The 10,785-nt window shown below is 72.7% G+C and carries 9 protein-coding genes; all 9 read right to left on the bottom strand.

Going from position 1 to position 10,785, the window contains the following annotated elements:
* The coding region (locus ILP92_RS17070; protein WP_198917624.1) for a hypothetical protein at positions 1–796 on the bottom strand (796 nt) is incomplete at its 3' end.
* Between the two features lie 20 nt (positions 797–816).
* Positions 817–2,148, bottom strand: coding sequence for a hypothetical protein (locus ILP92_RS17065; RefSeq protein WP_198917623.1), 1,332 nt, complete (start codon positions 2,146–2,148; stop codon positions 817–819).
* Positions 2,149–2,150: 2 nt separating this feature from the next.
* Entirely contained in the window at positions 2,151–4,850 is a 2,700-nt protein-coding gene (locus ILP92_RS17060; protein WP_198917622.1) for a phage tail protein, read from the bottom strand.
* Positions 4,847–7,126: a putative baseplate assembly protein gene (locus ILP92_RS17055; protein WP_198917621.1), complete on the bottom strand. Its 2,280-nt coding sequence runs from the start codon at positions 7,124–7,126 to the stop codon at positions 4,847–4,849. Before ILP92_RS17055 ends, ILP92_RS17060 begins: the two co-directional genes overlap by 4 nt.
* 3 nt (positions 7,127–7,129) lie before the next feature.
* Positions 7,130–7,549 (bottom strand): GPW/gp25 family protein, encoded by a 420-nt coding sequence (locus ILP92_RS17050; protein WP_198917620.1) that lies wholly within the window; start codon positions 7,547–7,549, stop codon positions 7,130–7,132.
* A 3-nt stretch (positions 7,550–7,552) separates the two neighbouring features.
* The gene (locus tag ILP92_RS17045; RefSeq protein WP_198917619.1) at positions 7,553–7,966 is read right to left on the bottom strand and encodes a PAAR-like domain-containing protein; all 414 of its coding nucleotides are present in this window, start codon (positions 7,964–7,966) and stop codon (positions 7,553–7,555) included.
* A complete protein-coding gene (locus ILP92_RS17040) occupies positions 7,966–8,868 on the bottom strand; it encodes a hypothetical protein (protein WP_198917618.1) in 903 nt (300 codons plus the stop codon). Before ILP92_RS17040 ends, ILP92_RS17045 begins: the two co-directional genes overlap by 1 nt.
* A 10-nt stretch (positions 8,869–8,878) precedes the next feature.
* Positions 8,879–9,508 carry a phage baseplate assembly protein V gene (locus ILP92_RS17035; protein WP_198917617.1) on the bottom strand — a complete coding sequence of 210 codons (630 nt, stop codon included), beginning with the start codon at positions 9,506–9,508 and terminating at the stop codon, positions 8,879–8,881.
* A gap of 4 nt (positions 9,509–9,512) precedes the next feature.
* Positions 9,513–10,784: a phage late control D family protein gene (locus ILP92_RS17030; protein ID WP_198917616.1), complete on the bottom strand. Its 1,272-nt coding sequence runs from the start codon at positions 10,782–10,784 to the stop codon at positions 9,513–9,515.
* Position 10,785 lies beyond the last annotated feature (1 nt).

Raw genomic sequence — 10,785 nt, 5'->3', positions numbered from 1 at the left:
GCGCCATGTGGGTCATGCCCGCGCCCGAGCGCATGCGCGCCATCGGCTGGCCGGACATCGCCATCGGCTGGCCGGACATCGCCATCGGCTGGCCGGACATCGCCATCGGCTGGCTCGTCATCATCATCGGCTGGCCGGTGGCGGGGGCGGCGACGATCGAGGTGGGATCCGAGTAGGTGGCCAGCATCGCAAGCGGCGGCTGGTTCATGGCGCGGCGTCTCATCGCGTATCTCCTTATCTCTCGCGGCGCGAGCGGGGCCGAGGCCACGGCGTATTCGCCGGGCGCCGTGGCGACGTAGGCCACGGTCAGCGTGGGGTCGTAGAGGATTTGCGGCGGCTCGGCCGCGGGCGGTTTCAGCCAGTCGTCGCCCCACAGGCGCTGGACCATCGCGCCGAAGGCCAGCAGGTGCATCAGATGCGGCGCCTGCCGCTCGCCCTTGTCGTTGAACGGCGTGAAGCGCGGCGCGTCCTTGATGATCGGATCGGTGATCGAGGCGATCTGGATCGCCTCCAGCAGCACCTTGGCGCCCGCCGCCCTGACCACCGCCGCCTGGCCGCGGTCGAGGCCGAGGAAGGCCGGCTCTTCGTCCGGCGTCTCGTCCCCGATCGGCTCGAACTCCGCCGCCCGGACGCCGGAATAGGCCTCCATCAGCGGGATGCTGCCGCACAGGGCGGCCAGCGACACCTTGCCGGCCGCCTGGCCACCGGCGCGCAGCATCTCGATCCCCTGCGCCAGGAACTTCATCCGCGCGTTCAGCCGCTTTTCGGCCTCCTCGCGTTCGGTGTTCTCTGCCATGGCGTCCCCCTTTCCCGCGGTCAGCCGCCCAGCGGCTGCATCTGCAGCGCGCCGGTGCCCGGATCGGTGGTCAGGCCGAAGCGCCAGGACAGGTGCCGCGGCCGCAGTCGGCGCAGCTTGTCGTCGACGATCGGGGCGACTTCCTCGGTCGCGAAGAGCTCGTAGCGCCCGCCCTCGGCGAGAAAGCCGTTGGCGTTGTTGAAGGCGAGATAGATCGTCGGCCCCTCGAGGTGATGATCACCGGCAATGGCGGTGCCGTAGGTGGCGACCATCGCGTTGGCCGCCGGCACCTGCCAGCCGGTCGCGCTCATCGCGCGGATCTGGAAGCTTGCCTCGGGCTCCAGCGAGGTGGGCTCGATCTGCGCGGTGAGGCCAAGCGCGATCTGGTAGCGCCCGTCGGGCAGCAGCCGCATGCCGATGCCGCCGACCCGCGGCCCCGCCATGCCCGGGCCGACCTCGTCGATCAGCCCGCCCAGCAGGTACTGGATCACCTCGGTCGAAAGCAGCACCTGCGCGGCGGCGCCGTGGTCGACATCCTCGATCGCCACCACCCGGGCGGGGTCGTTGGCCTCGACCCGGACGTGGAAACAGCCCAGCAGCAGCCAGCCGTCATCCGCCGCCGGACAGCGCGCCCGGATCGCCGGCGCCAGCGCCGACAGCAGACCCACGGTCGGCGCCGCGCCGGCCAGCGCGGCGTCGATCTCGGCGGCGTCCGGAAACAGCTCGTGGTGCGACACCCGCCGCGCCTCGTCGGCGAACATCAGGCGCAGCTCAAACTCCTCGGCGACCCGGCCGAACTCGGCGCCCTCGGCGCAGGGATCGGCCGCGCGCGTCGGCGTGGCGCAACCGCAGGCGCCGCCGCCGCCGCAGGCGCACGGATCGGGCGGCGGGCAAGGCGCGGGCGGCGCCGGCTCGGGGCCGCCGACGCATTCGGCATAGCGGATGAGCACGCACAGCTTGACCCGGTTCTCGGCGTCGGGCGCGCAGGGATTGTCGTCCTGCCCCTGCATCTCGTAGGCCTGCCGCGCGAACCAGGCGGCGACGTCGACGCACTGGTCGAAGCCCACCACGATCTCGCGCCCGCAATCGTCAAGCGCGGCCCCCTTCGCCACCCGCAGCGCCGTGCCCTCGGGCTGCAGCACCGACAGTTTCAGCCCGCACAGGATCCCCGCGCCGTGCAGCTTTTCGTTGTGAAACCGCATCTTGCCGGCGTGGTAGCGCTGCTCGTCGACATAGTCGGCCAGCCGCATCTCCTTGCCGTGGAAATACCGCAGGCGGAAGAACCCGGCGGGCAGACCGCAGGCGGCGTCCTCGCAGGCGCGCAACTGGTTCAGGCTTCGCCATTTCGACATGGTCACCCTCCTTGCAATCGGGTCTCGGACACCGGGCCGTGCCCCAGCCGCCCGCCCAGCCGGAAGCCGCCGGGCACGTGGCCGGGGTGCGGGCGGGGCCCAGGCGCGGCCTCGGGGTCGCAGGCACAGGGGGCGGCGCGGGTCGGCCCCGGGATCACGATGGCGCCGATCGACATGTCGATGCCGATCCGCCGCGCCCGGGCGCGCCCCGCGTCGAGCGTGTAGAGCGTCTGCGCCGGCTTCATCCGGTCGATGATCTCGCGCACCGCCGTGGTCGCAGTGCGCCGGTCGATGCCGGCGGGCAGCTGCACCGTGACGGTGAAGCGGTGTGCGAAGCGTTCCGGGTCGTCGACGCCCGGCCCGATCGGCGCCACGCCGAGGGCGCCGCGCGCGCCCAGCTGCATCGGCGGCGGCGGACGGCGGCGGAAGTCCTCGGCGATGCCGACCGGGGCGCCGGTGTAGATCTCGAGATAGCGGCGCAGCGCCGCCGGCGTTCCGCGCCCGGCCTGCAGATCGGCGCCCTCGATCACCAGCTGCCGGCGCCGCGCCACGGGCCAGGAGGGGTCGAAGGCCAGATCGAGCCAGGAGGCGACGTAATCGAGCCAATCGGGATCCGCCGCCGCCGGGTTCATCAGCCGCTGGACGCTGTCGAGCGCCTCTTCGATCCGGGTGAACTGGCCCTCGAACAGCGCCAGGAAGCGTTCCAGGAAATTGCCGCCCGGCGGCTCCTGCATCGGGTCGCGATAGGCGAAGACCTGCGGCAGCCAGTGCAGCAGGCTCGGCCGCGGCCCGGTGACCCGCAGCGACCGGATCAGCGGCGTGGCGTCGGCCAGCACCGGCGGCCCGACCCCGTCGGGGGCCGGCAGCCCGCGCCCGACAAGGCGCAGCCGTAGCCACAGGTAGCGGCCGCGATCGGTCGCCTCGGGTTCCGGGAACCGGGCATTGGTACAGCCCGCCTGGGTGATGGCGCCGGCCAGCGGCGCGGCCAGCCACAGCGTGTCCGCGCCCTGCCAGGCCAGCGCGTGGCGCTCGAATAGCGCGTCCTGGATCACGGTGACCTCCTGCCCCGCGGGCCGGGGGCCGAGATCGGGCAGCGGCTCGCGCACCACCAGCCGGCCCTGCGGGGCGGACAGCGCCACCGTGCAGTCGCGGAAGTCGCCGGGGACATCGGCGGCCAGCTTGAAAGTCACCGGCACGGACGGCAGTTCCAGCACCTCGGCGCGCGCGGGCTCTGCTCCACCGAAGGACAGGATGTCACCCGGGCGCAGGAAGGCGGCGAGCGCGTGCGGCAGCGCCGCGGGCTCGGGCCGGCCGTCGCGGGCGGTGCCGGGCAGCGCCGCCTGGCCCGGATCGACCAGGAAGCCCAGATCGAAGGGCCCGAAGGGCAGCGCGTCGCCGTCGCGCCGGATCAGGTGCAGCGCGAGCGGGGCGAGGAAGGCGGCTTCGGGCCCGCTCAAGGCCAGGCTGCAGGCGCCGGCGCCGGCGCCCGTGACGGTGACTTCGGCGCTGCCGCCCGCGGGCGTGGTCAGGCGCAGCACGTCGCCGGGCACGACGCGGGCCGCGGCCCCGGCGGGCAGCGTCAGCTCGTCGGTGCCGTCCGGGCCGGTGCCCTGCAGCTCCGCCAGCGTGGGCGCGGCGCGGGTCAGGCGGCCGGGGCGCCAGAGCGCCCAGCCGCCCTGATCGGCCAGCACCAGCCGGTCATAGGCGGCCCCCGGCCGGTCGGCGGCGGCAGCCGGCATCGGCACCGGCCGCGCGGGCGCCCACAGCGCCGCGGGGGGCGGATCGACCCGGTTGGCGGCGAAGCTCTGGACCTCGAGCGCGCTGCCCGCGGGCAGGTCCGCCTCGACCAGCACCCGGTGCCAGGCCAGGTCGTGGCTGCCGCCGTCGATCGGGCCCAGCACCACCTCGGCCTCGGACGCGAAGCGGCGCGCAGCGGGCGACCAGCCCTCGGGCCAGGGATCGGGCCAGGGCTGCGCCGGCAGCGCCGCGCCCGTGCAGGTCATGTGCCACAGCCAGGCGCGGGCGGGATCGAAGGCGACCAGCGTGCCGCCCGGCAGCACCGCGACGGCCAGCGGCCGGGGCGCGGGCGGTGCCGTCCAGAGCGCGTCCGTGACCGGGTCGCGGGTGGCCAGCGGCAACGCGGCGCGGGGCGTGAAATCGGCGCCGAAGACATGGATCGCGCCGTTGCCCGCGTCGGCCACGTAGATCGTGCCGCAGCGCCCCAGCGCCACGTGCACCGGCAGCGACAGCCCGTCCTGCAGCACCGCGACCACCGCCGCGGCCTTCGGGTCGACCACCTGCACCCGCGCATTGCCGGCATCGGCCACGTAGACCCGGCCGCGCCGGTCCACCGCCACCCCGGCGGGCATGCGGAACCGGCCGGTGGCGAAGCCGGGGCCGCCGAGCCCGGGCACCGGCGCGAAATCGGGATCGCAGGCGCGCTTCGCCAGCAGCAGGTCGCGCTCGGGATCGCAGCGATAGAGCGTGCCGTCGGGACCGACCACCGGCGCGAGCGGCAGCCAGTCCTCGGCCAGCTCGGGCCGCGCGCGCGGCGCCAGCTCCAGCCCGTCGCGGGCGGCGTTCCAGACGACCCCCTGCCCCAGCGCCTGCGCCCAGCCGCGCGCGCCCCTCAGGATCACCCAGGACGTGTCGTTGGCGTCGCGCCCCGGCCGCAGCCGGTCAAGGAGGACCGAGCCGCTCATGGCGCGCCCACCACGGACACCAGCAGCGAGACCGGATCGACGAACGGCACCTCGTCGGGCAGCAGCACGATGCGGTCGACATCGGTCGCTACGCCCGCCGCCGGGCAATTCGTCAGCCGCTTCACCAGCCGCCGCTCGATCCGCCATTCCAGCGTGCGCTCGGCGTCGTCGGGGGTGCGGCCGTCGACCAGGCAATCGAGCCCCTCGACCCGCGCCACCCCTGGCACGCGCATGGTCTCGGCCACCAGATCGGCGTGGTGCAGGGCGGCGCCGAAGCCGTAGCCCTTGCCGTCCGTGCCACCCGTCAGCACGTGGCAGCGCGTGCGCAGGCGGTCCATGATCGTCTCGCGCAGCAGCGTCTCGGCATATCCCGGCTGCGCCCGCACCGCGACCTGCATGTTGAAGAGCCGCACGTATTGCGGCGTGGTCACGTGCACCTCGGTCGTCAGCAGGCGCAGGGTATCGAGATGCGCGGCAACCGCCGACAGCTCGCCGTTGGTGGGCATCGGGTAGTCGCCGGGGGCCTGCGGTACCACGATGACCGAAAGCGCGCCCGGCGCCTCGGTCGCCATGTCGAGCCCGGGCGCGTCGAGCCCGCCGATCTGGTGGCCGCCCGGATGCGGCCGGCGCAGCGGCACCACATGGGCGCGGGCGACGCGCACGCCGGGCGCCTCTTCGGCGGCCTCGCGGAAATCCGCCGCGGTCACCGCGCGGCCGCGGCGGCGATAGGCGGCCGGGGCGCGGGTCTTGGCGGTCTCGAGGCTTTCGGCCTCGGCGCCGCCGCGGGCAGGCACGATGTTGAAGGCGGCCTCGATCGCATTGGGCAGCCCCGCCGGCTGGGCCACCGCGGCGGTGTCGACATCGCCCTTGGTGCCGCCGCCGTGGCGGTAGATCTCGGCGATCATCAGCTCGGTGCTGGTGGGCGGGCGGCCGCGCAGCCCGTCGCCGAAGATCGCCACGCCCGCCTCTGCGTCCAGCACGAACACCCGGTCCTCGGGACCGGCGGCGTCGAAATCGGGCACCTCGGCCCAGCTCAGAATCTCGTCGGCGCGGGTCCGGTCCCGGCTGATCAGCCGCAGCGAGGCGGCGTCGACGTTGGGCTTGGTGAAGCTCAGCGCCTGCCCCGGCAGCCCGGTGCCGCGGCCGAGGCGCTCGGCGCGGATGGTTTCCAGGTTCGCCGCCTCGACGGTGTTGAAGCTGAGCGACCGGACCGCGATCATCGGCGGGACCGGAAACCGGACCCGGATCCAGCCGCTGATCGGCGCCTCGGCCGGCGTGTCCCGGACCGGCGTCTTGACCGCCTCGAGGAAGGGGTGCGCCAGATCGGTCTCGACCTCCTGCCACTCGGTCAGCGGCGCCGGGCCGATGCGCTCGGGCACGTCGAAGCGGACGGTGCCCGACTGGGTCCAGCCGTCGGTCCCGTCGCTCAGCACCGTCAGCGGCTGCCAGCTGCCCGAGGCCTCGCCCGGGCGCGGCGGGCGGTAGTAGTCGTAGTCGACCATCGGCGGGCCTTCGGCGAAGGCGTTGACGACCGACAGCGCGGTGGCGCCGGCCTCGACCTGGGCCTCGGGCGTCGGTTCCTCGTCCTGGTCGATCTGCAGGTGCAGCGAGGCACGGGCGCCCAGGAACCCGGCCGAGCGCAACTGGCTGAAGGCGAGCCCGATACAGAGCACGCGGTGCTCGGCCTCCTCGGGTGCCATGAACAGCCGCACCGGCTTGGTCGCCATATCCTTCAGCTTGGGCGTCTTGCCGTCCCAGGCCAGCGCATAACGCGTGGCGATGTAGTCCGCCGCCACCTCGTCGGCGGCGGTCGGGCCGGCATCGCCGCTGCCGTTAATGTCGAACAGGCCGTCGCGGACCGTCACCAGCGCCGCGATCTGCGCCGGCAGCACGTCGAGCGCGCGGTCGGTCTCGAAGACCGGCGGCGGGCCGTCGCCGCCCGCCTTCGCGGTGATCCGGGAGTGGGCCGGCACCAGCACCGCCTCGGCATTGGCGGGCTTCGACAGGGTGAAGGCGATGCGGGTGCGCGCGGCCTTGGCCGGGGCGAGGCGCACGCCGACGAGCTTGAGGAACTCGAGATAGGTTTTTTCCGGCACCCGGTTGAGCCGATAGCCGAGCTGCTCCGAGAGATGCGCGAAAAGCTGGATCAGCGCGATGCCCGGATCGCTGTCGTTGTGGTCGGTCCAGTCGGGGGCGACCAGCGGGATGCGTTCGCGCAGCATCGTCTCGACCGTGGCGTAGTCGAGATCGTCGAGCGGTGGAGGGGTCAGCGGCATGGCTCAGTCCGCCTCGTTCAGATAGAAGGGATAGACGCGGTTGTAGAAGGCGTTGGAGCGGCGCACGACGTAGTCGACCTCGATCTCCATCAGGTTCGGTTCGCCCGCTGCGGCGCGGGCGGCGACCTTCTTCACCTCGATCCGGGGCTCCTGCATCAGCAGCGCGCGGGTGACCGCCTGCTCGACCCGGCGGTGGGTCACCGAGGAGTTGCCGGCGAACAGGAAGCTGCGCAGCCCGGCGCCGAAGCCGGGCTCCATCACCCGTTCGCCGGGGTCGGTGCGCAGGATGATCTCGACCGCCTGCTCGATGTCCTGTTCGTACTCGGCATAGACCAGCCTGCCGCCCACCGGCCGCACCGGGAACGCCCAGCCCTTGCCCAGGTGCCGGCGCTTGCCCGTCAGGCGCGGATCGGTGCTCGCCATGGCCTAGCCCCCCACCCTGATCGTCGGAATCCCGCCAAGGCAGGTCCCGGTGCAGTTGCCGTCGTTCTGCTCGGTCTGGTCGAACATGCGCACCACCGGATAGGTCTGGGCGTTGACCGAGCCGGATCCGGACGGGAAGGTCACCGGCCCGCCCTGCCCCCCGGACTTGACCCCGCCCGAGGTTCCGGCGGCATCGCCCGTGGTGTCCGCGATCTCGAAATCGGTGGTCACCACCGGGTCGCCGCCGGCAAAGACGGTGGGATCGCCGCTCTGCTTCTCGGCCGAGGAGAGCTGCCCGATCGAGGGGTACGGGATCGGCACGTCCTGCGGCCCGGCCGGTGTCGGCACCGGCGTCTTGCAGACGTTGGGAAAAGCGACGCAGGTGCCGCTCGACGCGGTGGTGATCGGCTTGCCCATCAGCCCACCTCCAGGCGTGCGGTCTCCAGGCGCGCCTCCCACGGGAAGGTCGCGCGCCAGATCAGGGTGAAGGTCTGCGCGGCGCGGTCCATGACCACGGTGTCGACCAGCGGCGTCAGCGGCAGCGGCGGGTCCAGCGGACCGTCCTCGCCGCGCGCGGTCAGCGGCGGCGCGGCGGGGATCGTCAGGGTGATCGGCGGCGGCGCGCCCAGCTCGTCGAAGCGCAGCCGGTCGCCGGGGGCGAAGAACGCCTCGCCCGGCAGCGCGCCGCCGTTCTGATAGGCGTTGTCGTAGCCGATCGGCAGCTTGTGGGCACCGCCATCCTTGTTGAACTCGGCCAGGTAGCGCTCGCGTCGGGCGGGGGGCACCCCGCCGGGAATCGGGTGCGTCCCGGCCAGCGCCTGGCGGGTGCCAGGCGTCGGGGCGTCGCCACCGTCGCCGCGGTTCGCCCAGCCGAAGGGCCGCGCCACCGCGGCGCCAAAGCCCGCGCCGCGGTCGATCCGGACCGTGCCGAAGTTGGTCGCCGCCAGGTGGCCGTAGAACGCCTCGGAGACATCCACCGGATCGCCCAGGCCCAGATCGGCCATCTGGAGCGGCGTCAGGATCGCGGGAAGGTCGTCGACCACGATCACGTCGGGCCGGGGCTTGTAGGTGGCGATATCGGCCTCGTGCCGGAACGGGCCGCCGTCGGGCATGTCCGCATAGGCCGCGTCGTCGGTGGCCACCTCGCCCGGATTGGCGAGCGGCGCCCCGGAGAAATCGACGCCGGCGCGCAGCGCGATCGTCCCGACATCTTCATGGCTCACGCCGCCCGCGCCATCATCCTGCGCCCCGCCGTTCGGCGCGCGCACGCCGATCAGGAAGAAATGCGGAGGTGCGTTTTCTGCGGGCTCGACGATCATTCCCTTCCCCTCAATTCAGATCGATCTTCGTGCCGGTGACCTTCACGCCCTCGGCGCTCAGCTCGATCTTGTTGCTTGCATTGAACTGCAGCGTCACCTTGCCGCCCGTGGCATCGAGCTCGAGCATCAGCGGGTCGACCGTGCCGCCAGTCGACAGCGTCACCTTGCCGCCCGCGACATCCATCTCGAGCGTCATCGGGCCGCCCTGATTGGGCGGCTTGGCGGTCAGGCGGACGACCTCGGACCCGCTGGTGTCGTCGAACATCAGCACGTGGCCCGAGCGCGAGGTGATCGAGCGGGTCTTGTTCTCGCCGCTGGTGTCGGCAACTTCCGGCGGGGGGTCCTGTTCCGACCACAGCGCGCCCAGGATCACCGGCTGGTCGCGGTCGCCCTCGATGAAGCCGACCACCACCTCGTCCTCCACCTCGAAGGGGAAGTAGGCGCCGCGTTCGTTGCCGGCCATGAAGCTCGCCGCGCGCGCCGGCGCCGATGCCGAGCGGTCCGCGCCCGAGAGCCATTCGAGCACGTAGCCCTCGTCGGTGATTTCCTTGACCTCGGCGAAGCGCAGCCCGATCAGGCCGGCGCCGCGGCGGCGGCTGTCGGTGTCGTCGAGAAGGGCCGAAAAGACGCTGTGTCGCATGGGCCTACCCCGCTGCCGGATAGCCGGACGCATCCAGCATCCCGGGCCGGCGCAGGCTGGTCTTGGTGATATAGCCGGCGGCGGTCAGGGAATGGACCGTCTGGTTGACGTAGTAGATGCCGTCGAAGGGCGGATAGAGCCCCTCGAGGTTGACGTGGATCCCCGGCCGCAGCCGGGTGAAGCCGATCGTGGTCAGCTCTGCCGTCAGGAACTGCCGGGCCGAGGCGCGGACCTTGGCCTCGGCCTGGCGCCGGGCGCGTTCCTCGTCGATGTTCGAGACCGAGATCTGCTCGACATTCTCCTGCGGCCGGTTCTCCTCGTCGAAGGCGTTCTCGCGCGCGGTCGCGGCGTTGATCGGCGTCGGCCCGCCGGGGGCGGGGTGCAGGTCGTTGATGGCGTCGGCGGCGGTGACAGTGGCGGTGAAGCTGCCGCGCCCGCGCGGCACGCTGCCGCCCGCGGTCGCGCCGGTCAGGATGTCCCAGACCTTGAAGGCGGGAGCGAACTCGACGATGTCGCGGCCCCATTGCAGCGTCACCATGTCTTCCAGCGTCCCGGACCGGGCGGGGACGAAGTGGAAGCTGACACTGCGCGCGTCCGGCTCGGTCGGGTTCGGCGCGGCGGTACCGGGATCGGGGTTGTCGAAGGCCATGAAGACCTCGAAATCCATCCGCGTCGCCAGGCTCTGGATGAATTCCAGATGGGTCTTGGCCTGCTCGTGGGTCAGCGTCGCCAGCGGCTCGGAGAAGGTGTTGCGCGGGGTCGGCCCCACCACCGTCAGGCCGGCGCCGGCGGCGCTGATCTCGGCCTCGACCATGTCCATCTCGTGCCGGTTGGGGTGCACGATGTTCTCGGTCGGCTTGACCTTCAGCAGGCTCGCCAGATCCTCGCCCTTCAGCGTCATCTGCGCGCCGGAGGCCGAGGGATACAGGAACACCAGATCGGTGATCCGCGCCAGGATCATCGGCGTCCAGCCCTCCGCACCATACCGCATGTCGAGCCGCACCCGCTTGCCGAAGGACAACGCCTCGAGCTTGTTGTAGCGCCAGGGCGGATAGACCGGACGGTTGTTCGTGTCGTGGCGCTGGTTGTTCAGCACCACTTCCAGCTGGCCCACGCCGGACACCGGCAGCGTCACGGTGGCGCTGACGATGTCCGGGGCGATCGGCTTGCCGTCGATCTCGACCGCGGTGCCCTCGGGCGTCACCAGCCGCACCTGCGGGGCGAAGAACGCGGTGCCCGGCGCGGCGCCTTCGGGGGAGTGCAGGTCGCTGTCCATG

This window comes from Palleronia pontilimi (genome assembly GCF_016412875.1).
Classification (GTDB): domain Bacteria; phylum Pseudomonadota; class Alphaproteobacteria; order Rhodobacterales; family Rhodobacteraceae; genus Palleronia; species Palleronia pontilimi.
The sequence above is the reverse complement of the archived record's forward strand: the minus strand, read 5'-3'. Positions and strand labels throughout refer to the sequence as shown.

Bases quoted from the DNA above. Each gene is read 5' to 3' on its own strand.
- ILP92_RS17065 (WP_198917623.1), bottom strand. From the start codon at position 2,148: ATGTCGAAATGGCGAAGCCTGAACCAGTTGCGCGCCTGCGAGGACGCC.
- ILP92_RS17055 (WP_198917621.1), bottom strand. From the start codon at position 7,126: ATGCCGCTGACCCCTCCACCGCTCGACGATCTCGACTACGCCACGGTC.
- ILP92_RS17045 (WP_198917619.1), bottom strand. From the start codon at position 7,966: ATGGGCAAGCCGATCACCACCGCGTCGAGCGGCACCTGCGTCGCTTTT.
- ILP92_RS17030 (WP_198917616.1), bottom strand. From the start codon at position 10,784: ATGGACAGCGACCTGCACTCCCCCGAAGGCGCCGCGCCGGGCACCGCG.
- ILP92_RS17050 (WP_198917620.1), bottom strand. From the start codon at position 7,549: ATGGCGAGCACCGATCCGCGCCTGACGGGCAAGCGCCGGCACCTGGGC.
- ILP92_RS17040 (WP_198917618.1), bottom strand. From the start codon at position 8,868: ATGATCGTCGAGCCCGCAGAAAACGCACCTCCGCATTTCTTCCTGATC.
- ILP92_RS17060 (WP_198917622.1), bottom strand. From the start codon at position 4,850: ATGAGCGGCTCGGTCCTCCTTGACCGGCTGCGGCCGGGGCGCGACGCC.
- ILP92_RS17035 (WP_198917617.1), bottom strand. From the start codon at position 9,508: ATGCGACACAGCGTCTTTTCGGCCCTTCTCGACGACACCGACAGCCGC.